Origin of the sequence: Sphingomonas alpina (assembly GCF_014490665.1) — a bacterium.
Classification (GTDB): Bacteria; Pseudomonadota; Alphaproteobacteria; order Sphingomonadales; family Sphingomonadaceae; genus Sphingomonas; species Sphingomonas alpina.
On the sequence record NZ_CP061038.1, the window covers coordinates 4655370 to 4678246 of the forward strand.

General features: G+C 65.4%; 33 protein-coding genes and 1 tRNA gene. 28 read left to right on the plus strand and 6 right to left on the minus strand.

Going from position 1 to position 22877, the window contains the following annotated elements; all coding sequences use genetic code 11:
• Window positions 1-70: 70 nt before the first annotated feature.
• Window positions 71-379, minus strand: coding sequence for a helix-turn-helix domain-containing protein (locus H3Z74_RS21835; protein WP_187761596.1), 309 nt, complete (start codon window positions 377-379; stop codon window positions 71-73).
• A 105-nt stretch (window positions 380-484) separates the two neighbouring features.
• On the opposite strand from H3Z74_RS21835, the gene H3Z74_RS21840 reads away from it, so the two are divergent.
• The 18 genes from H3Z74_RS21840 to H3Z74_RS21920 all read left to right on the plus strand — a co-directional run bounded on the left by H3Z74_RS21840 (window position 485) and on the right by H3Z74_RS21920 (window position 7961).
• Window positions 485-880 (plus strand): helix-turn-helix domain-containing protein, encoded by a 396-nt coding sequence (locus H3Z74_RS21840; RefSeq protein ID WP_187761597.1) that lies wholly within the window; start codon window positions 485-487, stop codon window positions 878-880.
• Window positions 881-1083: 203 nt separating this feature from the next.
• Entirely contained in the window at window positions 1084-1476 is a 393-nt protein-coding gene (locus H3Z74_RS21845; RefSeq protein ID WP_187761598.1) for a hypothetical protein, read from the plus strand.
• The gene (locus tag H3Z74_RS21850; protein WP_187761599.1) at window positions 1473-1685 is read left to right on the plus strand and encodes a hypothetical protein; all 213 of its coding nucleotides are present in this window, start codon (window positions 1473-1475) and stop codon (window positions 1683-1685) included. The genes H3Z74_RS21845 and H3Z74_RS21850 overlap by 4 nt, the downstream gene beginning before the upstream one ends.
• Complete coding sequence (locus H3Z74_RS24685; protein ID WP_261300295.1) at window positions 1682-1807, plus strand: hypothetical protein; 126 nt, start codon at window positions 1682-1684, stop codon at window positions 1805-1807. Before H3Z74_RS21850 ends, H3Z74_RS24685 begins: the two co-directional genes overlap by 4 nt.
• Before the next feature lie 147 nt (window positions 1808-1954).
• Window positions 1955-2149 carry a hypothetical protein gene (locus H3Z74_RS21855; RefSeq protein WP_187761600.1) on the plus strand — a complete coding sequence of 65 codons (195 nt, stop codon included), beginning with the start codon at window positions 1955-1957 and terminating at the stop codon, window positions 2147-2149.
• Window positions 2149-2328: a hypothetical protein gene (locus H3Z74_RS21860; RefSeq protein ID WP_187761601.1), complete on the plus strand. Its 180-nt coding sequence runs from the start codon at window positions 2149-2151 to the stop codon at window positions 2326-2328. Before H3Z74_RS21855 ends, H3Z74_RS21860 begins: the two co-directional genes overlap by 1 nt.
• Window positions 2325-2510 carry a hypothetical protein gene (locus tag H3Z74_RS21865; RefSeq protein ID WP_187761602.1) on the plus strand — a complete coding sequence of 62 codons (186 nt, stop codon included), beginning with the start codon at window positions 2325-2327 and terminating at the stop codon, window positions 2508-2510. The genes H3Z74_RS21860 and H3Z74_RS21865 overlap by 4 nt, the downstream gene beginning before the upstream one ends.
• Window positions 2507-2746 carry a DUF2312 domain-containing protein gene (locus H3Z74_RS21870; RefSeq protein ID WP_187761603.1) on the plus strand — a complete coding sequence of 80 codons (240 nt, stop codon included), beginning with the start codon at window positions 2507-2509 and terminating at the stop codon, window positions 2744-2746. The genes H3Z74_RS21865 and H3Z74_RS21870 overlap by 4 nt, the downstream gene beginning before the upstream one ends.
• Before the next feature lie 49 nt (window positions 2747-2795).
• Window positions 2796-3071 carry a hypothetical protein gene (locus H3Z74_RS21875; RefSeq protein ID WP_187761604.1) on the plus strand — a complete coding sequence of 92 codons (276 nt, stop codon included), beginning with the start codon at window positions 2796-2798 and terminating at the stop codon, window positions 3069-3071.
• Window positions 3071-3334: a hypothetical protein gene (locus H3Z74_RS21880; RefSeq protein ID WP_187761605.1), complete on the plus strand. Its 264-nt coding sequence runs from the start codon at window positions 3071-3073 to the stop codon at window positions 3332-3334. Before H3Z74_RS21875 ends, H3Z74_RS21880 begins: the two co-directional genes overlap by 1 nt.
• Window positions 3334-3555 (plus strand): TraR/DksA C4-type zinc finger protein, encoded by a 222-nt coding sequence (locus tag H3Z74_RS21885; protein WP_187761606.1) that lies wholly within the window; start codon window positions 3334-3336, stop codon window positions 3553-3555. The genes H3Z74_RS21880 and H3Z74_RS21885 overlap by 1 nt, the downstream gene beginning before the upstream one ends.
• Entirely contained in the window at window positions 3552-4430 is an 879-nt protein-coding gene (locus H3Z74_RS21890; RefSeq protein ID WP_187761607.1) for a hypothetical protein, read from the plus strand. The genes H3Z74_RS21885 and H3Z74_RS21890 overlap by 4 nt, the downstream gene beginning before the upstream one ends.
• Window positions 4427-5461 (plus strand): hypothetical protein, encoded by a 1035-nt coding sequence (locus tag H3Z74_RS21895; RefSeq protein WP_187761608.1) that lies wholly within the window; start codon window positions 4427-4429, stop codon window positions 5459-5461. The genes H3Z74_RS21890 and H3Z74_RS21895 overlap by 4 nt, the downstream gene beginning before the upstream one ends.
• Entirely contained in the window at window positions 5458-5964 is a 507-nt protein-coding gene (locus H3Z74_RS21900; protein WP_187761609.1) for a hypothetical protein, read from the plus strand. The genes H3Z74_RS21895 and H3Z74_RS21900 overlap by 4 nt, the downstream gene beginning before the upstream one ends.
• A 40-nt stretch (window positions 5965-6004) precedes the next feature.
• Window positions 6005-6259 (plus strand): hypothetical protein, encoded by a 255-nt coding sequence (locus H3Z74_RS21905; RefSeq protein WP_187761610.1) that lies wholly within the window; start codon window positions 6005-6007, stop codon window positions 6257-6259.
• Window positions 6252-7481 (plus strand): phage integrase SAM-like domain-containing protein, encoded by a 1230-nt coding sequence (locus tag H3Z74_RS21910; RefSeq protein ID WP_187761611.1) that lies wholly within the window; start codon window positions 6252-6254, stop codon window positions 7479-7481. The genes H3Z74_RS21905 and H3Z74_RS21910 overlap by 8 nt, the downstream gene beginning before the upstream one ends.
• The gene (locus H3Z74_RS21915) at window positions 7478-7792 is read left to right on the plus strand and encodes a hypothetical protein (protein WP_187761612.1); all 315 of its coding nucleotides are present in this window, start codon (window positions 7478-7480) and stop codon (window positions 7790-7792) included. Before H3Z74_RS21910 ends, H3Z74_RS21915 begins: the two co-directional genes overlap by 4 nt.
• 95 nt (window positions 7793-7887) lie before the next feature.
• Window positions 7888-7961: transfer RNA gene (locus H3Z74_RS21920), tRNA-Gln, on the plus strand.
• 356 nt (window positions 7962-8317) lie between these two features.
• On the opposite strand, the gene H3Z74_RS21925 is transcribed toward H3Z74_RS21920, so the two are convergent.
• Window positions 8318-9124 carry a hypothetical protein gene (locus H3Z74_RS21925; protein ID WP_187761613.1) on the minus strand — a complete coding sequence of 269 codons (807 nt, stop codon included), beginning with the start codon at window positions 9122-9124 and terminating at the stop codon, window positions 8318-8320.
• On the opposite strand from H3Z74_RS21925, the gene H3Z74_RS21930 reads away from it, so the two are divergent.
• The 7 genes from H3Z74_RS21930 to H3Z74_RS21960 are packed head-to-tail and all read left to right on the plus strand — an operon-like array spanning window position 9125 to window position 15587.
• Window positions 9125-9361: a hypothetical protein gene (locus H3Z74_RS21930; protein WP_187761614.1), complete on the plus strand. Its 237-nt coding sequence runs from the start codon at window positions 9125-9127 to the stop codon at window positions 9359-9361.
• On the plus strand, window positions 9297-10004 hold the full coding sequence (locus tag H3Z74_RS21935) for a DUF4129 domain-containing protein (RefSeq protein WP_187761615.1): 708 nt from the start codon (window positions 9297-9299) through the stop codon (window positions 10002-10004). The genes H3Z74_RS21930 and H3Z74_RS21935 overlap by 65 nt, the downstream gene beginning before the upstream one ends.
• Window positions 10001-11227 carry a hypothetical protein gene (locus H3Z74_RS21940; protein WP_187761616.1) on the plus strand — a complete coding sequence of 409 codons (1227 nt, stop codon included), beginning with the start codon at window positions 10001-10003 and terminating at the stop codon, window positions 11225-11227. The genes H3Z74_RS21935 and H3Z74_RS21940 overlap by 4 nt, the downstream gene beginning before the upstream one ends.
• 2 nt (window positions 11228-11229) lie before the next feature.
• Window positions 11230-12180 carry an AAA family ATPase gene (locus H3Z74_RS21945; RefSeq protein WP_390901784.1) on the plus strand — a complete coding sequence of 317 codons (951 nt, stop codon included), beginning with the start codon at window positions 11230-11232 and terminating at the stop codon, window positions 12178-12180.
• A complete protein-coding gene (locus H3Z74_RS21950; protein ID WP_187761618.1) occupies window positions 12177-13490 on the plus strand; it encodes a DUF58 domain-containing protein in 1314 nt (437 codons plus the stop codon). The genes H3Z74_RS21945 and H3Z74_RS21950 overlap by 4 nt, the downstream gene beginning before the upstream one ends.
• Window positions 13487-14500: a stage II sporulation protein M gene (locus H3Z74_RS21955; protein WP_187761619.1), complete on the plus strand. Its 1014-nt coding sequence runs from the start codon at window positions 13487-13489 to the stop codon at window positions 14498-14500. The genes H3Z74_RS21950 and H3Z74_RS21955 overlap by 4 nt, the downstream gene beginning before the upstream one ends.
• Window positions 14493-15587 (plus strand): RDD family protein, encoded by a 1095-nt coding sequence (locus H3Z74_RS21960; protein ID WP_315443539.1) that lies wholly within the window; start codon window positions 14493-14495, stop codon window positions 15585-15587. Before H3Z74_RS21955 ends, H3Z74_RS21960 begins: the two co-directional genes overlap by 8 nt.
• 94 nt (window positions 15588-15681) lie before the next feature.
• On the opposite strand, the gene H3Z74_RS21965 is transcribed toward H3Z74_RS21960, so the two are convergent.
• Window positions 15682-16209: a TlpA family protein disulfide reductase gene (locus H3Z74_RS21965; RefSeq protein WP_326838795.1), complete on the minus strand. Its 528-nt coding sequence runs from the start codon at window positions 16207-16209 to the stop codon at window positions 15682-15684.
• Window positions 16210-16336: 127 nt separating this feature from the next.
• On the opposite strand from H3Z74_RS21965, the gene argH reads away from it, so the two are divergent.
• From argH to H3Z74_RS21980, 3 genes are all read left to right on the plus strand, one after another.
• Window positions 16337-17707 (plus strand): argininosuccinate lyase, encoded by a 1371-nt coding sequence (gene argH, locus H3Z74_RS21970; protein ID WP_187764468.1) that lies wholly within the window; start codon window positions 16337-16339, stop codon window positions 17705-17707.
• Window positions 17708-17952: 245 nt separating this feature from the next.
• Window positions 17953-19221, plus strand: coding sequence for a diaminopimelate decarboxylase (gene lysA, locus H3Z74_RS21975; protein WP_187764469.1), 1269 nt, complete (start codon window positions 17953-17955; stop codon window positions 19219-19221).
• Window positions 19218-19988 carry a precorrin-2 dehydrogenase/sirohydrochlorin ferrochelatase family protein gene (locus H3Z74_RS21980; RefSeq protein WP_187761621.1) on the plus strand — a complete coding sequence of 257 codons (771 nt, stop codon included), beginning with the start codon at window positions 19218-19220 and terminating at the stop codon, window positions 19986-19988. The genes lysA and H3Z74_RS21980 overlap by 4 nt, the downstream gene beginning before the upstream one ends.
• A gap of 362 nt (window positions 19989-20350) precedes the next feature.
• Here the strand turns inward: H3Z74_RS21980 and H3Z74_RS21985 are convergent, their stop codons facing one another.
• From H3Z74_RS21985 to fliD, 3 genes are all read right to left on the minus strand, one after another.
• Window positions 20351-20941, minus strand: coding sequence for a response regulator (locus H3Z74_RS21985; RefSeq protein WP_229726729.1), 591 nt, complete (start codon window positions 20939-20941; stop codon window positions 20351-20353).
• A 76-nt stretch (window positions 20942-21017) separates the two neighbouring features.
• Window positions 21018-21413, minus strand: coding sequence for a flagellar export chaperone FliS (gene fliS / locus H3Z74_RS21990; protein WP_187761622.1), 396 nt, complete (start codon window positions 21411-21413; stop codon window positions 21018-21020).
• The gene (fliD, locus tag H3Z74_RS21995; protein WP_187761623.1) at window positions 21413-22846 is read right to left on the minus strand and encodes a flagellar filament capping protein FliD; all 1434 of its coding nucleotides are present in this window, start codon (window positions 22844-22846) and stop codon (window positions 21413-21415) included. The genes fliS and fliD overlap by 1 nt, the downstream gene beginning before the upstream one ends.
• Window positions 22847-22877: the final 31 nt, after the last annotated feature.

The window sequence follows — 22877 nt, forward strand, 5'->3', positions numbered from 1 at the left end:
ATTTCTGTTGCTTTGTTGGATAGCAGCGAATTAGAACGAAGCAAGAACACAGGAACGACTCGACATGATTTCACGCCGCCGCCCGCCGCTGCATCTGCATTGGACAATGCGCCTTGGCACAGGCCTCGACGCTCTCGTCTTCCGCGTGCAGTTCGCACCGTGGACAGCGCGCCGGCCGAAACCAGTCCGCGTGATCCGCGATGCCGCGCCGCGCCAGCTCGTTGACGATATCGGCGGACTCGGGGCGCTTCCCCTCCTCCTCCCATCCCTGCAGCGTGCCCGCGCTCGCGCCGATCTCGGCCGCGAACGCGGGGCGCCCGATTTTGGGACTGTGCGCCTCGCGATAGCGCCTGATCTTGTTGCCGGCCAAGGTTGTCATGATGCCTAACTACCCATATAGGGAAGTTTCATGCAACTGAATTTTATGCAGAGTTGCCAGAACGGGGGATTGAGCCGGATGGGTCAGGTCATACAAATCACCTCTATGGTGAAGAAGTTGATTGACCCGCCCAACCGGATTCGCGCCGTGCGTGAAGCGCGCGTGCCGAAGGTGACATTGCGCCAGGTCGCCGAAGCCCTCGGCACCACGCAAACCGTCATCTCCCGCGTGGAGACTGGCGAACGCCCGCTCTACATGCACATGGCACGGCGTATTGCCGAAGTGCTTGGCGTCTCCGTCGCGGACCTGCTCAACGAAGAGGATAACCCATATCGCCTCGACGATCGCGAGCGCGACGTGATCAACGCGATGCGGCACGGTCAGGCACATGTCGCCGATGCCGTCCACCGCGTCGCCGAAAGCCTCAACGCCTTCGATCCCGGCGCACCGGCACCGCCAGAGCCACGCGAAGACGAGCACGACACCGCGCGCCGCGCCTGATCCCCGTTCGCCTGAAAAAGGCCGCGCTACCACCCTTGAGCGCGGCCTTTTTGCTGCGCGCAGAACGCGACTTCCCAATATGGGAAGTTTTCCTATTGCGATAACTTCCCAATATGGGTAGTTAGCTTTCCGTTGGTTCTTCCCACGGAGGCGAGTTTATGGGCCAGATAGCCCAATTCCCAGGCGTCAAACGGCCCGTCCCGGTGCCGAACACTCATCCATCGGCACGCGCTGCGGTTGCGGCCCTGCCGGATGCGCTGCCAAGCACTGGCGGCACGCGCGGCGAATATGCCCTGGCTGATGTCGCCCGCCCGCTCGGCATCCTGCATCTGTCGATCAGGACCATCATCGACACGCTGCGCGCGCTGGCCAAGCATGAAGGCATGCCGCTCCCGCGCACCCCGCGCGTGATCAAGGGCAAGCCGGTCAGCGGCGTCGACATGATCTGCAAGATCAGCCGTTGGAATGCCGGCGAATATGATGCGTGGCTCGACGGTCGCGGTCGCGGTCCGGCCAGCCCTGCACCCGCCATGCTCCCGCCGCCGCTCCGTCAGGAAATGGCCGCGCGCGCAGTTGCGATCGGTGCAGGACGATGAGCGACGCTATCCTCGACGCGTTGCGTGCCGCTGTCCGTGTCGAGGCGGAAAAGATCGTCGCGGACGAGGCAAACGAAGCGGCCAAGCGGATACATGATCGGATGCGGTTGCTCGCGCCGCATTTCGCGATGAGCATCATGAACCATTACGATGTCGCTCGTGATGCTGAGCGCGTCATAATCACGGTCCGGCAAGGCAATGCGGAATGACCGCGCTGTTCCGCCCGATCCGCTCCGCCAGCGGCATCGCCTACGCGACGCTCGCCGCCGTCATCCTGTTCGTCTTCGCCGAACCGTTCGTCGGTCCGTTCGCCGCCTGGGCGGTGTCGTGAAGTGGCGGCGCGCATCGCCACCGGATCCGCGCACGCGCGCCGCGTGGCTGCTGACCGTGCTTATCGCCTGGGCCGCCGCGACCCTGCTGTCAGTCTTCCCAAATCCCTGAATCGGCTCGCCCGCAAAAATGGAGGCCCACTGACATGATGCCGGATTTTCAACCGTTCAGCGGGTTCGATCCGATCGACGGCGCAGAGGCGCATATGGATGCAGGCCGGGATAACCCCTGCAGCGTGGGCGGATTCGACGCTCGGGAAATCACGATCGGCGCGGCAATGCTCGACGCGCACGGACGCCTGCGGCTCTGTCAAGCCGAGGCGGAAGCGCGGGGACTGATCTGATGCCCGCGCCCCAGGCCACCGCCGTCTATTCGCGGTTTGACGACTCTGTCGTCATCCTCACCGACACGCAGACGTACCGCATTCCGGCGAGCGCCGCCGAAGACCTGCCCGCGCAGATCGCAAACGCGCTGCGCACCCGCGCCATAGGCACTGAAATGGCGAGCAAGGCCAAGGTATGACGCGCAACGCCCCCTTGCCGCCTGTGACCGTGCAGATGCGCCGCCTCGCCGACTTGCAGGCATGGCCATGGCGCATCCTCACCAAGTCCGAGCGCGTCGAGCGCGAGCGCTACGAGATCGTCGCGTCGGCCCGTCACCGCCAGCGCCTGCGGAGAAGTTCAACCGAAGGGAAAACCGCATGAGTAACATCATCGCTGCCGATCAGCTGCGCCTGCTGATCGAGCGCATCGAGCGCCTGGAGGATGAGAAGAAAGGCATCGCCGACGACATCAAGGATGTCTACGGCGAAGCCAAATCGACCGGCTACGACACCAAGACGATGCGCAGCATCGTCCGCCTGCGCCGCATGGAAAAGCACCATCGCGACGAAGCCGAGGCGCTGCTGGAAACCTACAAGATCGCGCTGGGGCTGGCTTGATGAGCATCCAGGCAGAAACGCACACCGCGCCTCGGCCGGTCAGCAAGCCATGATCGTGGTCAAGGTCGAACTGTGGTCGGCCGTTGACGGTCAGCGCAGGGAACTGGCCCGCATGACGATCGACAACATTGGGGGAGACGTCACCCGCGGCGACTACCGCACGCGCACCATGCGCGGCCGGTCGGAACAACAGCTGCACCGCGCGATGCTGACCAACAGCCTTACCCGCGAGGGCAAGGTTCTCGGTCACCAGCGCCTCAAACTGCACGTCTGGAATCTGGTCGCCAAGGCGCTGACCGGCATGGGCTACGGAAAGGAAAATTAATGGCGGAACTCCGCTTCGACAAGCAAGCCGACAACGATCGCTATTTTTCCACGCTCGAAACTCTTGGCGTCGTCCTGCCACTGCGGCTCGATGACGAGAATGTTGGCGATATCCTTGATCATGCCGGCGTCACGGTACTGACCGTCGATGTGAACAATGAGCGACCGGATGAGGACGTGACGCGCCTCGCAGAAACGATCGCCTTGGCAATCAACACATGCGGCGGATTTCGCTCCGAACGCAGCGAGCCGAGCTCGATCTGATGGCCGACGAAGCTGACCTCGCCGCCGAAATCGAGGCTGAACATCTGGCGCGCGGCATCGCTGCTGCGCGCCAGCCCATTCCCGAGGGCAAAGCGGGTGAATGCGACGGCTGCGGCGAAGACATGGGACGGCTGGTCAATGGCAAGTGCGGCTATTGCCGTGACGGCCGACGCCGCCCGCCCGCCATGTTTCGCGGGCCGCCACCGGAACAAGACGCATGACCGGCCGTCCGCTCACGGACGATTTCGCCATGAAATCGTCGCTCGCCGTACGCGCACCGCGCGCCGTGCCCCTGGACGAACAGATGATCGAACTACAGACCGAACTGGAGCGGCGCATCCGCGTCTATCCCGGCTTGGTTGCGGCCGATAAGCTGAAACAGGAAGAGGCGGACCAGCATATAGCGGTTTGGCGCGCGATCATCGCCGACCATCATCGCCTTGCGGCCAGCATCGCCCGGCATTGTCATCAGGCATATGCCGTCAACCCAGCGCCCTATTGCTTCGACTGGCCGACCCGCGTGCGCGAGCTGCGCCGCGAACTGCAACTGCGCCGCAACGCTTATCCCAAATGGATCGACGCGCCCGCCAACCCGCTGACTGTCGCGACCGCCGCACAGAAACTCGAATGCCTCGATGCGGTTCATGCCCGCTATTGGCACCAACTGTTCGCCTTCTCCCCGCCGCACGTTGCGCGTGACGCGGATCCGGCCCGCGCCGCCTGGGCCGCAGCGGCCGAGCGCGCCCGCATGATGCCGCACTGGACGAACATCATGGCGACCGGATCGCTTGATGAAGGGATGGACGCGCGGCGCACGGACGCCATCTGGCGCACCATAGAAGCCTATGCGCGCATGTCTGCTGGCGAGCCGGTAACACCCGGCCTGCTGCCGCCCGCGAGCGAAACTCGTGCCATCCTCGCCGCCGAGGCCCGCCGGCGTGCCGATGAGCAGCTTGCTCGCTGTTTCGACGGCACGACCGATCGCGCCGCAGCCGAGGCCATCTTCACCCAGCTCGAGCAAATCGCTCGCTGGCTCAATTCCCCTGACATCGCGTCCATCCCGGCCGCGATCGAGCCGCAAAGGATGGCCGCATGACGGGCACATATGATTTTCAAATGCCGCCAACAACCGGCCCGCTGCACGTGCGCAAACAAGCCCGGTTCGAAATGGGCGAAGTCATCGAGCGTATGTCGAACGAGACGGGCTACAAGTTTGGACCGCGCGGCTGGGCATACTACGCCGAGGGCTTGGGGCTAATCACCAAAGGCGAATTTGATCGCTTCGAAAAGCTACTCACCGATATGCGAAAGGACGGCGAACTTGATCCTGACGTGATCGAGCCGGATGCTTCGCGCATTGCCACCGATGTTTTCGACTTTGAGGCAACGACACACACGCCCGAAGAACTCGCGCAATACGCCATTGATGAAATTAGCGACCGATTACGAGATTGGGCGCAGTCATTCTATGAAACCGGATATTGGGACGATCTCGACTATTATGTTGAGCTGATCGTAGAGAAGAAGGATCTTGTGCAAATATTTCGATCAACCGCCGATCGTTACAACGTGCGGATTACCAACGGCAAAGGCGACACGGATATTCACACCCGGCTTGCCATGCTCAAGCGTTTTCGGGATCATAGCAACGAAGGGCGGCGCTGCATCCTACTGGCCATTGGCGATCATGATCCAAAGGGCCTCCATATCGTGGAAGGGTTACACCGCACGTTCATGTCCTGCAGCAACATCAAGGGATTGGACTGGCACGATCCTAATTTCGAGGTGGTCAATATCGGCCTGACGGAAGATCAGATTGATAGCTTGGGCCTGATGAAGATAGCCAACCTCGAAACGGGAGGCGGACGTGACTTGTCCAGCCCGCTCCACCCCGATCATTACAAGCCATATGTGCAGGATTATCTCGCGAATTTTGGCGTGTGGAAATGTGAGGCAAACGCCTTGGTGGGCAACCCGCGCAAAGCAAAAGCGTTGCTGGAAACCGCCATAAATCGCTTCATCCCGGCAAGCCACCCCGACGATATTGAGGCGAAGAATGAACCCGGCCGGGAAGCGGTCCGTGGTGAAATATCACGTCTTGTCCACGGCTGGGAATTTGAGGCATGATCGAGCTCAACGGCCATGGCCATATTCCCCTGATCCGCACGCCCGAAATGGAGGCGAGCGACCTGTTGGACGATGCCGTCAACGTCATCACTACCGAACTGAGCAACGGCATCGGCGCGTTCGCATCTCCAGTGGCATGTCGAGCTGCGGCCACCCGGATTGTCCAGCGCTTCGCCAACATGACCTTGACCGCTATCCGGGGAGACCGTGATAGCGACCGGCTGGCGCGCTTTTTCCGGGAAGAACGGCCCGATCTCGGCTTTGAGGGCGACGTGAGCGATTGGACGCCTGTCGAATCCGCGATGCGCTTCCTCAGGCGCGAGGCGCGACCCAGCGTTGTCGCTGCGCTCAATCAGATTTCAGCGGTCCGGCCGAGCAATTGGGAAGATGACGACGATCCTGACCAGCTGGCAGCATGGCGAGCCGTCGATGCCGCGCTTGCAGCCTGCAAAGGAGCAGGCGTTGACGCCACACCCTCCCCGGGCGCACCTTCCACGCCCTGACGCTACCGCCCGAATCTACCCGGTGAAAGGAAACCGACCAATGCCCACACCTCGCGACGCTGCGCGCACCGCCGCCTTCCGCAAATGGATCGCCCATATAGGCGGACGCGAAGCCGCCGCGCGGGACACCGGCATAGCGCTGCGCTCGATCGAGCGCATGGCGGGCGGTAAGCAGCCACCGCCGGCAAAACTGCTCGAAGACCTTGCCGGCCAGCTGGCGGCAAAAGGCGGTGCCGATGCGCTCGCCGATGAACTGGCCATCGCGGCCCGCCCACAGGAGAAGGTCAATGCCTAAGCAACGCCAGATCCCGTGCCTATTCGCGCGCAAGCTCGCCGATGGTCAAACCATGTGGCACTGGAAACCCAGCGCCCGCCTGCGCCGCGCCGGATTCGTCAACGTCAAGCTTGGTTATGACCATGGCCCAGCTGTGATCCAGGCGATGGAGTTGAATGCCCAGGTCGTGCAATGGGACAAGACCGGCGCGACCGGCGACGGAGCCGCCGTGCTGCGCCCCGCACCGCGCGTCGTGCGCTTCGCGGAGCTGATGGCCCGCTACCGCGCAAGCGATGCCTTCACGACGCTGCGCGCCAGTTCGCGCCGCGAATATGACACCCGCCTGCGCCAGCTCGACCATTGGGCAATGGATGGCCAGCTGCCGGTGCGCGACATCGATAAGCAGCTGGTGCGCGATCTGCGCAACGGACTGGTCAGCGGCCACAGCATCCACCGCGCCGCCTCGACCCTCGCCGTGCTGCGCTTGCTGCTCGCATGGGCGGTCCGCGAAGGGATCGTGCGCGAAAACGCCGCGGTCAATTGCGATATCCCGGAACGGCCCAGCCGCCGCAACGTGATGAACGATGCGGTCATGCTGGCGATCGTCGCCGCCGCGCGCCGGCTCAAGCTGCCCGAGGTCGAACTCGGCATCGATCTCGCCTTCTGGTCGCTGCAGCGCCAGGCGGATATCCTCGCGCTCAATCGGCTGGCATGGCGCGAATACGATAATGTCGATCGCGATCACGCCGCGCTGCTCGCCAACCCGCGCGGCCGGGTGATGGGCTTCCGCCTCTGCCAGCAAAAGACCGCCGTGTGGATCGATGCGCCAATGCCGCCACAGTTTCACGATCGCGTCGAAACGGCGCTGTCCGCCAGCCCCACCGGCTTCCTATTCCAGCATCCCGACGACGCCAGCCAGCCCATGCCGGACTGGATGTTTCAGCGCCGCTTCAAGGCCGCCCGCACCGCCGCTGCGGAGAATGCGACCATGGCCGGCAACAACGCACTGGCCGAACAGATCAACCAGTGCCAGTTCCGCGACCTGCGCCGCACCGGCATGACCTTCTACAGCAACATGGGTGCCCGCCTGCCATGGATCACCGCCCTTAGCGGCCACGCCGTACTAGGCCGCAAGACGATTCTGGACACGTATATGCCGGGCAATACCGAGGGAGCATGCGCTTGCGTTGCTACCGGCATCGCCGGCCTGCAGCGCCGTGCCGATCGAGAGGAACAAGCATGACCGACTATCGCGCAGCACCGTCGACCGAGGGGCAGCACGCCGACATCCGCATGGATTTTTCCGGCTTGGGAGTAGAGTGCGCCTTTGCATATCGCATCGATCGAGAGGAGGTCGCGGAAGTGCTTTCGATCGGTCGACGCGAGCAAGTTCTAGGCCTCGACGGGCTGCGGCGCAGGGATGCGCGGGCCGCGTTTATCGACCGGATTGCGCGGACCTTGGCTGTCCAGCTATCCGACTTTTTGAACGATCGCGACGGCTGGAACGGCGAGCGTCGAGCCGAAATTATCGAGAGGCATTCGCGCGCCCGATGACGCTTTTGTCGCACGTGCGACAAAATTTCGTCGCACCGTCGCAGCGCCAACAGCCTTGACCCACAGTTTTCCGCCACCTAAGTGACCCTCGCTGTTGCCCCGTCGTCTAAAGGTAAGACTACGGACTCTGACTCCGTTAATTGAGGTTCGAATCCTCACGGGGCATCCAGCTTTTCCGCTATTCGAGAGCCGCGCGATTCCGCTCGCTCGTTCGAGTGTCAGGCTCCGGAAATCGGCAGCGATTCCGGAAAACAGCGCCGATTGTCCCGAAAGCACCGGCTGGCCGTCATAGCCGGGCCGATGCTTCCATTCATCGTCAGTTGCGCATCTCTCACGCCACCCGCCGAACTCGCAGGCGGAACGCTGATCTCGTACGAGACGGGCGCCCGACACCGTAACGAGCGCGCGGCATCAAGAATCCGGGGATACCCGCCGCCCATGGTCCAGCAACGATGACCATGTCGTTGCCGCAGGCGATCTCGTTCACCCAATCTCGAGTCGGGGCTTTGCCCCGGTACATGTGACCTACGCGAAAACCTCTTCGAGCTGCTGTGTCTGCGGGCCGTCCTTCCAGTTGCGCAGCTCGATATAAAGCGAGCTCTGCACGGTGCTCCAGAAGACGCTGATCAGGGTCGCGACCACGGCGTTGCCGATCAGCCATCCGATCGGCAGACCGTTTTCGCCCATCTGGGCCATCGCCTGAACCCCGCCGCCGCTGGCGATCAGCGCATAGCCGAGCAATCCCGAGACCAGCAAATAGACGACGCCGACGAGCAGCTCGAGCCCGAAGACTTTCCAGCGAGCGCCCTTTGTCAGCTGGCGGCTGCGGCCGAGTGCGCCGATCACGCCGGTACGTTCCTCGACCAGGGCGGGGGCGGCGACCGACCAGATGACGTACAGCATGATCCCCGGCACGAACAGCAGCACCCAGCCGATCGCGACGCCGAGACCGACAATCAGCGCCAGGCCGATCAGCGGTAACGCCACGCTCATCCCGGCCGCCACGCTTTCGCCGAAACTGGCGCGCCGGCCCTCGCTATACGCCACGGTCGCACGGACCAGCGCGCCCTGCACGATCATCGACAGAACCACTCCAATGATTCCCAGGCCGATGCTGATGATGATGCCGTCGCGGAACGCGTTGGGTTGCCCTGCGAGCGCAATCTGCAGGCGCTGGCCGAAAAAGCCGGAGATCACGCTGGGCAGGGCGCCGAACAGAAAGGCGATGCCGAGCATCACCGCCGGGTTGGCGGCAATTGCGGAAAAGGTGCGGTTCAAGATGCGTCCGATCGAGACCGGTTCGCCCAAAGGCACCGCGACGTTTGTAGCCATGTGATTTTCACCCCGTTTGCCGCCGTGGCCATGCCCCGGCCTTCCGGCGACAATCTGACCCAGCTGGCGCATCCTGTCCACAGCGAAGGTTCGATTGTGAACTTCTTCATTGCATGCGCGATCTCTTTGGATAAGTTCGTGAAAGCGGTTCATCGCGGTCCGGGGGACATTCGTGACATCGGCATCATCGCAGGAAGCGGCGGCAGCCGCCGCGCGCCGCTTTACTGCGGCGCATGACGCGTTGCGCGCCGACACTTCGGTACAATTCGATCTCCGCGCCGCCCCACCGCCCCCCAAACCGCCCGAATGGGTCCATCAGCTCGGCGAATGGGTCGCCTCCGTGCTGCGCCCGGTCGGACGAGGGATCGCCTGGCTGTTCGACCTCTTGCCCGACGCTCCCTATGCGCGCATCCTGCTCTGGGGCATTCTCATCGTCGCGGTGCTGCTGCTGCTCTGGGTGATCGTCGACCGGGTTCGCAACGGCCATTGGCGCTGGCCGCGCTGGCGCCGCCGTATAATTGCCGATGCTGCGCCCGAGGACGACCCGCAATGGACGCCGGAAGCCGCGCCGGCCCGTGCCTGGCTGCGCGAGGCCGACGCGCTTGCGGCGGACGGGCATTATGCCGAGGCGGTGCACCACCTACTGATCCGCAGCATCGAGGATATCGGACGTCGGCGGCCGCGCCTGATCCGTCCGGCGCTGACCAGCCGCGATATCGCCGCCGCCGACGCCATTCCGTCGACCGCGCGCGACATCTTCGCCGGGATCGCACGAATCGTCGAACGCAGCCTGTTCGGCGGCCGCGCGGTCGGCGCGACCGACTGGTCGGAGGCGCGCACCGCCTATGCCGACTTTGCTCTGCCCAAGGTATGGAAATGAGCGACGCGGCAACGGGGCGCATTGGCGGTGGCGATTCCGCATTCCGCCCGCTGACCGTCGCGCTGATGCTGATCGTCGGCATCCTGGCATTCGTCGCGACGCTGGTGCTCGGTGCCTTTGCGCCGGATCTCCGGTCGGGCAATAACGGCGGAACCCACGCGCTGTCGCGCGCCGCGATCGGCTTCAGCGGCCTGTACCGGCTGGTGGAGGCGACCGGACGCCATCCGCGCATCATCCGCAACGATCACGAATTCGAGACCGGGGATCTCGTCATCCTGTCGCCACCCGATGGCACGACCAATGTCAGCTTGCCGATCCAGAGCCGGGCCGACAAGCCGACGCTGATGATCCTGCCCAAATGGGCGACCAAGGCCGATCCCGCGGTGACCGGTTGGGTGCGCTATGTCGGCCTGTATCCGCGCGACGTACCCGAACGCGTGCTTGCCCCGGGCAGCAAGCTGACCGTGACCCGCCGGCCCAGTGGCGGTGCGCCGCTGATCGTCCCGGAAACGATGGTCGACGCACAGACCGGCACCCCGGCGCGCTTCACCGCGCCGCGGCCGCTACAAACCATCACCGGCGCCGGCCTGCAGCCGGTGATCACCGATCGCGAAGGGCGGATCGTGCTCGGCCAGATCGGCACCGACCTGTACGTGCTGGCCGACCCCGATCTGCTGTCGAACCGCGGTATGAAGAATGCCGACCAGGCACAGGCCGCGCTCGCTCTGCTCGATTATCTGAGCGACACCGGTGCCGAGGGTATTGCGTTCGATGTGACGCTCAACGGTCTTGGTCATAGCCCGAGTCCGCTCAAACTGGCCTTTGCGCCGCCCTTTCTCGCCATGACGCTGGCGATCGCCGCCGCCTTGCTGCTCGCCGGCCTCCATGCGCTGGGCCGGTTCGGCTCGCCACAACGCCGCCCGCGCGCGATCGCCTTCGGCAAGGCTGCGCTGGTCGACAATACCGCGGCCCTGGTGCGCAAGGCCCGGCGCGAGGCGATGCTCGGCGGGCGCTATGCGCAGGTCATCCGCGAACGCGCCGTCGCCGCTTTCGGCGTGCCGGCACGGTTGCGCGATGCGGCGCTTGACGCCTATCTCGACAAGCTTGGCGGGCGCGGGACGTTCAGCGATCTCGCGCGCGCCGCCGAAACCGCCGACGACAGACGCGCGCTGCTTGCCGCCGCGCAGGCACTCCATGACTGGCAAGGGGAGAAGAACGGGTGACGATGGAAGACGTGCAGGCATTGGCCGCACAGATCCGCGCGGAAGTCGGCAAGGCCGTCATCGGGCAGGAGGCGACGGTCGAACTGATGCTCGTTGCGCTGTTCGCCGGCGGGCATATCCTGCTGGAAGGACCGCCGGGCACGGCCAAGACCCTGCTCGCGCACAGCTTCGCGCGTGCGGTCGGGCTGGATTTCGGGCGGATCCAGTTCACCCCCGACCTGATGCCGGGCGACATCATCGGCGCGAATCTGTTCAACTTCCAGACCTCGACCTTCACGCTGACGCGGGGCCCGATCTTCACCGATCTGCTGCTCGCCGACGAAATCAACCGCACCCCGCCAAAGACCCAGGCGGCACTGCTCGAGGCGATGCAGGAACGCACCGTGACGATCGACGGCGAGAGCCTCGCGCTCGGCGATCACTTCATGGTCGTCGCGACGCAGAATCCGATCGAGCAGCAGGGCGTCTATCCACTGCCCGAGGCGCAGCTCGATCGCTTCCTGTTCAAGCAGACGGTCGATTATCCCAGCGCATCCGAGGAACGCCGCATCATCGCCGCGCACGGCGCGCGCCGGTCGGCGATGTCGCCGGAGAATTGGGGCGTCGAGGCAAAGGGCGATGCGAAGGCCATCCAGGCAGCGGTCGAGGCGGTTGCGAGCGTGAAGCTGGTCGATGAAGTGATCGATTATATCGCTGCGCTGATCCGCGGTACGCGCGACGTGGCCGACCTGGAGAGCGGTGCGTCGCCGCGGGCCGGCGCGATGCTGGCGGGCGCCGCGCGCGCGCGCGCTGCGCTCGACGGACGCGACTTCGTCATCCCCGACGACGTCAAGATTCTCGCTCCGCCACTGCTGCGCCACCGGCTGATCCTGTCTCCCGCCGCCGAGATTGACGGGCGCGCGATCGAGGATGTGGTGGCCGGCATCATCGACACGATCGAGGCGCCGCGTTGATCTATCCGACGCGCTCGGCGATCCTGCTCGCAGCGGCCGGTGCGCCGTTCGCGTTGCTTGTCGCCGTGTTTTTGCCGGGCAGCTGGTATGCCGGCCTGGTCTGGCCCGGCGCGGTGCTGCTGCTCGCTGCGTTCGACGCCCTGTCGGGGATCCGGCCGGCGCAAGGCAATGCGACGCTTGAGCTGCCGAAATCGGCCAGCGTCGGGGCGACGATCGATGCGACGATCCGGGTGATGTTCGCGGGATCCGCGCCCGCCCGTGTCGAAGTGGCGATCGGCAATGATCCGCTGCTCGTGCCGTCGGAGGACGACCGGCTGATCATGGGCTTGGCCGGGCCGGCCGGCTCGGCGCTCCTCCCGCTCACCACGATCCGGCGCGGCACCGCCCGGCTCGACACGCTGTGGCTGCGCTGGAAGGGCGGTCTCGGGCTGGTCTGGAAGCAACGCCGCATCGCGCAGCGGGCTGCGATGCGCATCCTGCCCGATGTGCGCCCGGTGCGCGAACGCGGCGCGCAGATATTCCAGCGCCACGCACTACAGGGCCTGATCGCGCAGATCGATCGCGGTGACGGCGCCGAGTTCGAATCGCTGGTCGAATTCCACTCCGGCATGGATCGCCGCGCGATCGACTGGAAACAATCGGCACGCCACCAGAAGCTCCATGCCAAGGAGTTCCGTACCGAACGCAACAACCAGATTGTCTTTGCCGTCGATGCCGGGCGGCAGATGTCGGAACCGGTCGCCGGTCTGCCGCGCGTCGATCGCGCCGTGGCGGCGATGCTGCTCACGGCCTGGGTGGCGCTGAAGCTTGGCGACCGTGTCGCGCTGCATGCGTTTGATTCGCGCCCGCGCATCGCCAGCGGCCTGATCTCGGGGGCCGCCGGGTTCAGTGAGTTGCAGCGGCTTGCCGCGGGTATCGACTATTCCGAGGACGAGACCAACTACACTTTCGCGCTGGTCACGCTCGCGCAGCGTCTGACGCGGCGCTCGATGATCGTGCTGTTCACCGAATTCACCGACCTGACTTCCGCCGAATTCATGGTCCGCGCCGCGGCGCGCCTGGTTGAGAAGCATTTGCTGATGGTCGTGGTGCTGCGTGATGAGGAGCTGGAGGCGCTCACCGGTGCGCGGCCGCAGACACCGGCCGACGTGACTCGCGCGGTCACCGCGGCGGCGCTGCTGCGCGACCGGCTGCTCGTGCTGACTCGCCTGCGGCACCTCGGCGTGCACGTCATCGAAAGTGAATATGACCGTGTGGGAGACCGGCTGGTGAGCGGTTATATCGATCTCAAGCGGCGCAACCTGCTATGAGCGCGCTCATCGAAGCCCAGCCGATATTGGTCAATGCGAGCCGCTTTCGTGCCGCCCATGAAGCCGAATGGGAACAGCTCGATACGCTGGTTACGCGGATCGAGAAGCGCTCGCTGAACCGGCTCAGCGACGACGAACTGCTCGCCTTGCCGCTGCTGTATCGCGCGACGCTCTCGTCACTGTCGGTGGCGCGCGAAACCTCGCTCGACAATGCGCTGGTCGTCTATCTCGAACAGCTGTCCACCCGCGCCTATTTCCAGCTCTACGGCGTGCCGACCTCGGCCTGGCGGCAGCTCGGCCAGTTCTTCGCACGCGGCTGGCCGCGCGCGGTGCAATCGCTGTGGCGTGAGACATTGGTCAGCCTGTTGCTGACCCTGGCGGGCACGATCGTCGGCTATCTGCTGGTGAAGAACGAGCCGACCTGGTTCTATAGCCTCATCCCGGGCAGTCTTGCCGGCGGGCGCGATCCATCGGCTTCGGCCGAGACGCTGAAGGCGGTGCTCTATGCCGAGCAGAAGGATGCGCTGGCGGTGTTCGCGACCTTCCTGTTCACGCACAATGCGCAGATCGCGGTCTTCTCCTTCGCGCTCGGTTTCGCCTTTGCCGTCCCGACCGTACTGCTGATCCTCTATAACGGGTTGATGCTCGGCGCCTTTATCGCGCTCTATGCCGCCAAGGGGCTCGGCTATGCGCTGGGTGGCTGGTTGATCATTCACGGCACGACGGAGTTTTTCGCAATCATCCTGGCCGGAGCGGCGGGCTTCAGGATCGGGACCGCGATCGCCTTTCCCGGGCGCCGGTCGCGCGCCGATTCGGCGATCGACGCCGGGCGCACCGGCGCTCTGGTGATGGGTGGTGCGGTGATCATGCTGATGGTCGCCGGGCTGCTGGAGGGGATCGGGCGCCAGACCATCAATGACGATCTGGCGCGCTACGGCATCGGGCTGGCGATGCTGGTCGGCTGGACGGCATATTTCTATCTGCCGCGCCGCGAGAGCGCCGATGACTGAGCTGAAAATGATCGATCCGCTGCGCCGGCGTTTCATCACGCCCGAGGGGGTCGATCTGAAGCTCGAACTCGGCAGCGCGGGGACGCGTGCGGGCGCTTTTCTGCTCGACGCGCTGATGGTGGTCGGCACGCTGATCGCGATGACGATCGGGATCCTGTTTCTGTTGCGCTCGGGTGCAACGGAAATCCTCGCCATCATATGGCTGATCGGCTTTTTCGTGCTGCGTTTCGGCTGGTTCGTCATGTTCGAGATGGGCGGGCGCGGCGCTACGCCAGGCAAGCGCGTGATGGGATTGCGCGTGGTGGCGCGCGATGGCGCGCGACTGACCGGCGGCGCCGTGATCGCGCGCAATGCGATGCGCGAGATCGAGGTCTTCCTGCCTTTGTCCTTCCTCGGCTATCAGACCGCACAGGGGGCGGCCGACGCCTTTCTGGCGATCTTCGCGCTGCTGTGGAGCGGCATCTTCCTGTTCTTCCCGCTGATGAACCGCGACCGGCTCCGGATCGGCGACATGCTTGCCGGCACCTGGGTGGTGCGCGTGGCGCGGCAAGAACTCGGCCACGATCTTGTTGCGCACGGCAGCGCCCGGCCGCGCCGGACGTTCAGCGCGGCGGCGCTCAATCTCTACGGCGTCTATGAACTGCAGACGCTCGAAGACGTGCTACGGCGCGGCCGGGACGATGCGGTGACCACGGTCGCAGAAACGATCCGGCGCAAGGCCGGCCTGCCCCGCGACGGGGATGATTACAGCTTTCTGTCGGACTATTACGCGGCGCTCTGCGTCCATCTCGAACGCGGCCTGATGGTCGGCCGCCGGCGCGACAGCAAGTCGGATACTCTCGCGAGCGGCGCGGGTCGGCCGCGCCGTGTGTTCAGCGCGGCGGCGCTCAACATGTACGGCGCCCATCAGCTGCAGACGCTCGAAGGCGTGCTGCGTCGCGGCAACGAAGAGCAGGTGACCACCATCGCCGACACGATCCGACGCAAGGCCGGCTTGCCCCGCGACGGGGATGACGTCGCCTTCCTGTCGGATTATTACGCGGCACTCCGCGCGCATCTTGAACGCGGCGAGCTGGCCGGTCGCTGACGCGAACGCGGGATGATGGACGCGCGGCGGCCCGAACCGGCGCCTGGAGTCGTTTTTACCTGAACGGGCTGGTGCCGTCCGGTTGAAAACGACCCTAGGCCGCTTCGGCCAGCAATTGCTTCGCGGTCTCGGAGGTCCAGTCCATCCCGCCGGTCATCCGCCACACTTCCTTGCCCGACGAATCGTACAGGATGCTGGTCGGCAAGCTCACCTGATAGGCGGTGCTGAGCGCGACATCGGGGTCCAGATAGGGCTTGAGGTTCTTCACCCCGGTCCGGGCGAAGAACGGCGTGACCTTGGCCGCGCCTTCGAGATCCTGGCTGACCGCGACCACCGTCATGCGCCCGGCAACGGCATCGAGCGTCGGCATCTCGGCGACGCACGGGCCGCACCAGGTGGCCCACAGGTTGAGCAGCACCGGCTTGCCCGCGAAATCGGCGATCGAGGTCTTGGTGCCGGCGGGAGTCTGGAACGGCACGCCGGGTGCCTTCTCACCCTTATGGCTGCGGTCGAGTGTGCCGATCGTGTCGACGATCACTTTCTCGCCCTCTTTCGGTGCCCCTGGCGCCGAAGCTGGTTCGACCGAAGCGGTCGCCGCATTCTCGGTCCCATTTGCCCCCACTTTGGCCGGTGTTGCGGCGTTCGCTTGCTCCGCGGCCGAGTCTTGCCTATCGCAACCGCCGACCAACAGGCCGGCTCCCAGGAGACAGATGATCGTCGAGCGCAGCGACATGACAGGTTCCAATGCGATGTGGGGCGGGCGTTTTGCCGAGGGCCCCGCGGCGGTGATGCGCGAGATAAATGCGTCGATCCCGTTCGACAAGCGGCTGTGGCGTCAGGATGTCGCCGGATCCAGAGCGCATGTCGCAATGCTGGGCAAGCAGGGCATCGTCTCGGCCGAGGACGCGGCAACGATCTCCGCCGGTCTCGACCAGGTCGCGGCGGATTATGACGCGAACGGCGTGGCCGAGGATCTGGCGCTCGAAGACATCCATATGCAGACCGAGGCGAAGCTCGCCGCGCTGATCGGGCCGGTCGCCGGCCGGCTGCATACCGCCCGCTCGCGCAACGACCAGGTCGCGACCGATTTCCGGCTCTGGGTGCGTGACGCGATCGACCAGGTCGAGGTGGCGCTGACCGGCTTCCAGCACGCCTTGCTGACCCGCGCCGAGGAACATGCCGACAGCGTCATGCCCGGCTTCACCCATTTGCAGAGCGCGCAGCCGGTGACGCTCGGCCATCATCTGATGGCCTATTACGAGATGGTCGCGCGCGACCGCAGCCGTTTCGCCGATGCGCGCGCGCGGCTCAACCGCAGCCCGCTCGGCTCGGCCGCGCTGGCCGGGACCGGATTCCCGATCGATCGCGACGCGACCGCAGCGGCGCTCGGTTTCGACGGGCCGACGCGCAATTCGCTCGACGGGGTCAGCGACCGCGATTTCGCGATCGAATATCTCACGGCGGCCGCACAGTGCGCGCTGCATCTGTCGCGCCTGGCCGAGGAGTTCATCCTGTGGGCCTCGCAACCCTTCGGCTTCGTGTCGCTCAGCGATCAATGGTCGACCGGCTCGTCGATCATGCCGCAGAAGCGCAATCCTGACGCGGCGGAGCTGGTGCGCGGCCATTCGGGCCGGATCATCGGTTGCCTGACGGCGCTGATGATCACCATGAAGGGGCTGCCGCTCGCCTATTCGAAGGACATGCAGGACGACAAGCCACCCGTGTTCGAGGCGCACGACCTGCTGGGCCTGTCGATCGCGGCGATGACCGGCATGGTCGAGAGCGCAGCCTTCCGGACCGATCGCATGCGCAGCGCTGCGGAAGCCGGCTTCTCGACCGCGACCGACCTGGCCGACTGGCTGGTACGTGAGGGCGGCATTCCGTTCCGTGAGGCGCATCACGTCACGGGCAGCGCAGTGAAACGCGCCGAAGAACTGGGCGTCGCGCTCGACAAGCTGCCGATCGCCGACCTGCAGGCAATCGATGCGCGGATCGACGCAACGGTCTATGACGTTCTGAGCGTCGACGCATCGGTCGCCAGCCGGACCAGCTTTGGCGGCACCGCGCCGGCACGGGTACGGGCGGCGATCGCGGCGGCGCGTGAGGGAGACGGACGATGAGGTTTGCGATTTCATTGCTTGCGCTGCTGCTCGCCGGCTGCGGCGCATCCCGGGGGCTGCAACCGGCGCCGGGCAAAACTCTGCCGGTTGCGCCCTATGGCGCGAAATCGACCCCGACGGCCAAGGAACTGCTCAAACCGGGCAACCAGACCCGCCCCGAACGCAGCGATGAATTGCTCAGAAGCTCGGACGAGCGGCGCAGCGATGAGTTCAATCTCCCCCCTCGAATTGATGGCACGCCACTGATGGATAATTTTACGCCGGTCGACGGCGCGCTCCATGCCGAGGGCGTGTCGCTCTCGACCATCGCCGATGCTGTCGGCACACCGGTCTATGTCTATTCCACCGCCGCGTTTCAGCGCCATGCGCGCGCCTTTCGCGACGGGCTGACCGGCGCGGGCGTGACCCGGATCCATCTCGCCTATGCGATCAAGGCCAATCCCAATCTCGCGGTGCTGCGCGTGCTCGCCAATGAAGGCTATGGCGCCGACGTGGTCTCGGGCGGCGAGATGATGCGCGCGCTCGCGGGGGGCGTGCCGGCCAAGGATATCGTCTTCTCGGGCGTCGGCAAGACCCGCGAGGAGCTGACCGCCGCGCTCGATGCCGGAATCGGCCAGTTCAATCTCGAACTGGAGGAAGAAGGCGAAGTGCTCGCCGCGCTCGCCCATGCGCGCGGCATTCGCGCGCCGGCGACGCTGCGCGTCAATCCGGACGTCGATGCCGGCACGCACGCGAAGATCTCGACTGGACGCAAGGAGAACAAGTTCGGCGTGCCGATCGATCAGGCAGTCGAGATGTATGGGCGGCTTGCCGAGCTCGACGGGCTCGCGCTGCACGGCATTGCGATCCATATCGGCAGCCAGTTGCTCGACCTCGCGCCGCTCGAGACGGCCTATCGGCGGATCGGCGCACTGATCGCGGAACTGCGCAAGTTCGGCCATTTCATTACCCGCGTCGATCTCGGCGGCGGCCTCGGTGTAATCTACAAGGCGGGCGACGTGCCGCCGAGCGCGGCCGATTATGGCGCGATGGTCGCGCGGGTGACCAGGGACTGGGACGTCGAGCTGATGTTCGAGCCCGGCCGGCTGATCGCCGCCAATGCCGGTGTGCTGCTCACCAAGGTGATCTGGGTCAAGCCGGGGGTGATCAACCCCTATGTCATTGTTGATGCCGCAATGAATGATCTGGCCCGCCCCGCACTGTACGATGCCTGGCATGATTTCGTGGCGGTCCGGCCCAATGGGGGCCGCATGACCGCCAATATTGCCGGGCCGGTATGCGAGAGCGGTGACACCTTCGCGATGGGCCGGGAGATCGACGAGGTCCATTCCGGCGACCTTGCCGTGTTCCGCGGTGCCGGCGCTTATGGCGCGACGATGGCCAGCACCTATAACAGCCGCGCGCTGGTGCCCGAGGTGCTGGTCGATGGCGACCGTTTCGCGGTGGTCGCCGACCGCATCCAGCCCGAGACCATCCTGGCGGCTGAACGCCTGCCCGACTGGCTGAAGGGATGAATTGGCACAGCCTGCCGCTGTTCGTGCGGCTGGCAGGCCGGCCGGTGATCCTGCTTGGCGAAGGCGAGGCGGCGGACGCCAAGCGGCGCGTGCTCGAGCGCGCCGGTGCCGTGATCGGCGGCGAGGAGAGCGAGGCGGCACTGGCGATCGTCGCGATCGCCAACGAGGGCGATGCGCGGGCGGCGGTCGGGCGGCTCCGCACGCGTGGCATCCTGATCAATGCGGTCGACCGGCCCGACTGGTGCGATTTTACCCTGCCGGCGATCGTCGACCGCGATCCGGTGCTGGTCGCGATCGGAACCGGTGGGGCGTCGGCCGGGTTGGCGGCGGCGCTGCGTCAGCGGCTGGAGGCGCTGCTTCCAGCAAACCTGGGCGCGGTGGCGACGGCGCTGTTTGCAGGGCGTGATGCGATCCGGCGCAGATATCCCGATCAGGGCGACCGCCGCCGGGCCTTGGGCGGCGCGCTGGCTGAGGGCGGGGCGCTCGATCCGCTTCTGGCGGACCAGGATGCTGTCGCGGCATGGGTCGCGGCGGGACCCGGCACGAGCCGGCCAGAACTGGTCGAGATCGTGCTGACATCGACCGATGTCGATGATCTTACGCTGCGCCAGGCGCGGGCGCTGGCGCTTGCCGATCGCATTTTTCACCGTGCCGATGTGCCTGCGGCGATCCTCGATCGAGCGCGAGCGGACGCGGTGCGGGTCGAATGCGCCGCGCCACCGAACGATTCCGGTGAGGGGCTGTCGGTCGACCTGACGCTCGGCTAGCGCTTCTCCATCCAGCCGCCTCGGATCTGTCAACACCAGCCCTGGGCGCTTTCCTGCAGGTGGCGATTCAATGAAGCTGCGAGATGCGCCACCGTGACGGTTGGACGAGATCCCGTCAGCCACTCTTGTCTCCGCTCTTTCTTATGGCCGCTAAGCGTCGAGCACAGGCTCCTGTTTCGATTAAAACGCTCCTGTTATCGCTCCCGTTTTCCAGTAACAGGGACGGCGCTATCAAGCTGTTGAAAACAATCGGATAATCGAAACCTCGATCCAACAATAACAGGAGCGAAAAAAATAGTGCCAGAAACAGGAGAGAACAGGAGGTAACAGAGCGAAGCCCAGGGCGTCGGTGGGCTCGCCCCCTAGCCGTTCAGGTTCAGCCGCTCGACCTGGTCGTTGAGCGCCTGGATCGAGGCGATCAGCCGCATCCGGTCGGCGCGCGTTTCGGCCAGTTCGGACCGCGCCTCGCCCAGTTCCATCGCCCGCGCGGCAATGCGCGCATCGAGTACCGCGTTGGACCGCTTCAGCTCGTTGATCCGCCGGGCCCGGGCAAGCGTGCGCTCGATCCGTGCGGCAAGGACTTCGAACGCGAAGGGCTTGGCCACATGGTCGTCGGCACCGGCGGCCAGCGCCTCGACTGCCGCGGCGGGATCGCTGCGGCCGGTCAACATGATGACCGGCAGGTCGCGAGTTTCCGGGTTGTCGCGAATCTCATGCAGCACGGCGATCCCGGACATGCGCGGCATGACCATGTCGAGCAGAACCAGGTCGAACCCGCGCGCCGCGATCAGGTCGAGCGCCTCCGCGCCATTGTCGCTGAGCGCGGTCAGATAGCCCAGATGGGCAAGCCGCCGGCCGATCACACCGAGATTGGTGCGGCTGTCGTCGACCGCCAGGATCGTGCGCACCGGCCCGGGCCGTGACGGCATGTCCGGATGTTCGAAAAGCTCCATGGGTCGGTCCGTTCCCGCTGATGATGCGGCAACGCTAGTCCGGGGCTGTCTTTTTTTGGTTAACGAACCGAAACGATCATGCCGCGCGCGCTTCGCGCCAGGCTTGCGCGATCTCGGTCAGGCTGGCCGCGATCTCGCGGAACGGTGCCGGATCGTGACCGATACTCGCGTCGACCACGGTGCGGCGGGCACTGCCGTACAGCTGGGCGAGCGCGGTCGCCACGGTACCGCCGGCTTCGAAATCGAGCCCCGCCTCAAGCGCGAACAGGATCGCGGTGGCGCGGGTGACCTTTTCACTCTTCATGCTGAACTGGCGATTCTCCGCCGCCCAGGCCGCCGCGCCGAGTGCGCGGATCAGCTCCTCATAGAGCAATTGCACCAGCGCCGGCCCATCGGCCTCCGCCGTGCGTCCCGCTATGTCGATCTGGCGATAGGTGGCTTCCGGGTCACGACCCAGTATGGTCGCGTACATTATTTGCTGCTGTTCCAGGCATCGACCTGCTGCTGCAGGAAGGTGAGGGTGGATTTATAGGCCGCAACGCGCGCATCCATAGCGCCATATTGCTGGGTCAGCCGCTTGGTCATCACGTCTTCGGCGTCGGCCAGATCGCTCTGATCGTCGGCCAGGTCGGCCTGCGCCTTGGTGTAGCGCGCCGTGCTTGCGCCCAATCCGACCTTGGTGTCGATCGCGGTATTGGAAATGCTGGTCAGCGCCGCCGACAGGCCCTTTCCTGACGCGCCGCTGCCATCGGCGAACATTGCTTCGACCGTATCGGGCCATTTGGTCAGCGCTTCGGTCAGCCGCGCGGCATTGACCGACAATGTGCCGTCACGATTGGTCTGCACGCCGATCTCGGCCAGCGTCGCTGGTACGCCATTGGGCGCGTCGGTCAGCAATGGGGTCAGGGTCAACTGGCGCATCGATCGCGCCAGTGTCGCGGTCGCGGAATCGCTTTTCAGCAGGCCGGTGACCGGGTCGGTCTGTTCCTTGATGGCTGCGCCGAGCTGATTGAACGTCTCGACGAAGTCATTGACCGCCTGGGACAGGGCGGCGGTCGGCGCGCTGGTGCCGAGGGTCACGGTCGTGCCGATCGCGGCGCTGACCAGGTCGAGCTTCACGCCCGGGATCAGGTCGCTGATGCTGTTGCTCGGCCGCTGCAGCGCGACGCCGTCAACTGCGACGATCGCGTCCTTGGCGACTGAGCCGATCGTCGTGCCGGTCGCGCCGGGGCCAATGTTGAGCGAGGACAGGCCGGGCGCCGCCGGATCTTCGTTCGCGGTCAGGGTGAAGGCCTTGGCCTCGCCGGTCGCGCTCTTGATGCTCAGCCGCGAGCCATTGGCGTCGGTCAGCACGGTCGCCGTGACGCCGGCATTGGCGGCGTTGATCGAGCGCGCGATGCCGCTCAGGCCCGAATTGCCGGCGGTGATCGGGATCGTGATCGGTGCGGCGGCGCCGGCGGTGAAGCCGGTCATCGCGCCATCGGTGACGGTCGCCTTGCCGAACGTCAGGGTGAAGCTGCCCAGGCCGACCGACGCGATCGGATCGGCTATGGCGGGGCTGGTCGCGACCTGCGGCGCGGCCAACTGGCGCACCTCGACCGAGGCGGACAAGCCGGCGAGCTTCGCACCGGACAGGCCGCTGACCTTCAGAATGCCGCTGTTCGAACTGGTCGGCGCGGTTGCCAGCGTGCCGCCCTTGGCCAGCGCGGCAAGCGCGCCGGCAAAACCGGAAATGCCGCTCTTCAGCGTCGAGACGCCCGAAATCTGCTTGGTCAGCGCGTCGGATTTGGCGGTCAGCTGCTTGGTCTTGTTGGCGAACTGCGCATCGACCAGCGACGCCACCAGTTCCTTGATGTCGACGCCCGAACCAGCGCCGAGCGCGGAAGTGATCGATGTGGTGGCCATGATGTTCCTTCTCGCTCTCCTGTCAGAACGA

Bases quoted from the DNA above. Each gene is read 5' to 3' on its own strand.
- H3Z74_RS21835 (WP_187761596.1), bottom strand. From the start codon at position 379: ATGACAACCTTGGCCGGCAACAAGATCAGGCGCTATCGCGAGGCGCAC.
- H3Z74_RS21840 (WP_187761597.1), top strand. From the start codon at position 485: ATGGTGAAGAAGTTGATTGACCCGCCCAACCGGATTCGCGCCGTGCGT.
- H3Z74_RS21850 (WP_187761599.1), top strand. From the start codon at position 1,473: ATGAGCGACGCTATCCTCGACGCGTTGCGTGCCGCTGTCCGTGTCGAG.
- H3Z74_RS24685 (WP_261300295.1), top strand. From the start codon at position 1,682: ATGACCGCGCTGTTCCGCCCGATCCGCTCCGCCAGCGGCATCGCCTAC.
- H3Z74_RS21855 (WP_187761600.1), top strand. From the start codon at position 1,955: ATGCCGGATTTTCAACCGTTCAGCGGGTTCGATCCGATCGACGGCGCA.
- H3Z74_RS21860 (WP_187761601.1), top strand. From the start codon at position 2,149: ATGCCCGCGCCCCAGGCCACCGCCGTCTATTCGCGGTTTGACGACTCT.
- H3Z74_RS21865 (WP_187761602.1), top strand. From the start codon at position 2,325: ATGACGCGCAACGCCCCCTTGCCGCCTGTGACCGTGCAGATGCGCCGC.
- H3Z74_RS21870 (WP_187761603.1), top strand. From the start codon at position 2,507: ATGAGTAACATCATCGCTGCCGATCAGCTGCGCCTGCTGATCGAGCGC.
- H3Z74_RS21875 (WP_187761604.1), top strand. From the start codon at position 2,796: ATGATCGTGGTCAAGGTCGAACTGTGGTCGGCCGTTGACGGTCAGCGC.
- H3Z74_RS21880 (WP_187761605.1), top strand. From the start codon at position 3,071: ATGGCGGAACTCCGCTTCGACAAGCAAGCCGACAACGATCGCTATTTT.
- H3Z74_RS21885 (WP_187761606.1), top strand. From the start codon at position 3,334: ATGGCCGACGAAGCTGACCTCGCCGCCGAAATCGAGGCTGAACATCTG.
- H3Z74_RS21890 (WP_187761607.1), top strand. From the start codon at position 3,552: ATGACCGGCCGTCCGCTCACGGACGATTTCGCCATGAAATCGTCGCTC.
- H3Z74_RS21895 (WP_187761608.1), top strand. From the start codon at position 4,427: ATGACGGGCACATATGATTTTCAAATGCCGCCAACAACCGGCCCGCTG.
- H3Z74_RS21900 (WP_187761609.1), top strand. From the start codon at position 5,458: ATGATCGAGCTCAACGGCCATGGCCATATTCCCCTGATCCGCACGCCC.
- H3Z74_RS21905 (WP_187761610.1), top strand. From the start codon at position 6,005: ATGCCCACACCTCGCGACGCTGCGCGCACCGCCGCCTTCCGCAAATGG.
- H3Z74_RS21910 (WP_187761611.1), top strand. From the start codon at position 6,252: ATGCCTAAGCAACGCCAGATCCCGTGCCTATTCGCGCGCAAGCTCGCC.
- H3Z74_RS21915 (WP_187761612.1), top strand. From the start codon at position 7,478: ATGACCGACTATCGCGCAGCACCGTCGACCGAGGGGCAGCACGCCGAC.
- H3Z74_RS21925 (WP_187761613.1), bottom strand. From the start codon at position 9,124: ATGGCTACAAACGTCGCGGTGCCTTTGGGCGAACCGGTCTCGATCGGA.
- H3Z74_RS21940 (WP_187761616.1), top strand. From the start codon at position 10,001: ATGAGCGACGCGGCAACGGGGCGCATTGGCGGTGGCGATTCCGCATTC.
- H3Z74_RS21945 (WP_390901784.1), top strand. From the start codon at position 11,230: ATGGAAGACGTGCAGGCATTGGCCGCACAGATCCGCGCGGAAGTCGGC.
- H3Z74_RS21955 (WP_187761619.1), top strand. From the start codon at position 13,487: ATGAGCGCGCTCATCGAAGCCCAGCCGATATTGGTCAATGCGAGCCGC.
- H3Z74_RS21960 (WP_315443539.1), top strand. From the start codon at position 14,493: ATGACTGAGCTGAAAATGATCGATCCGCTGCGCCGGCGTTTCATCACG.
- argH (WP_187764468.1), top strand. From the start codon at position 16,337: ATGTGGGGCGGGCGTTTTGCCGAGGGCCCCGCGGCGGTGATGCGCGAG.
- lysA (WP_187764469.1), top strand. From the start codon at position 17,953: ATGGATAATTTTACGCCGGTCGACGGCGCGCTCCATGCCGAGGGCGTG.
- H3Z74_RS21980 (WP_187761621.1), top strand. From the start codon at position 19,218: ATGAATTGGCACAGCCTGCCGCTGTTCGTGCGGCTGGCAGGCCGGCCG.
- H3Z74_RS21985 (WP_229726729.1), bottom strand. From the start codon at position 20,941: ATGGAGCTTTTCGAACATCCGGACATGCCGTCACGGCCCGGGCCGGTG.
- fliS (WP_187761622.1), bottom strand. From the start codon at position 21,413: ATGTACGCGACCATACTGGGTCGTGACCCGGAAGCCACCTATCGCCAG.
- fliD (WP_187761623.1), bottom strand. From the start codon at position 22,846: ATGGCCACCACATCGATCACTTCCGCGCTCGGCGCTGGTTCGGGCGTC.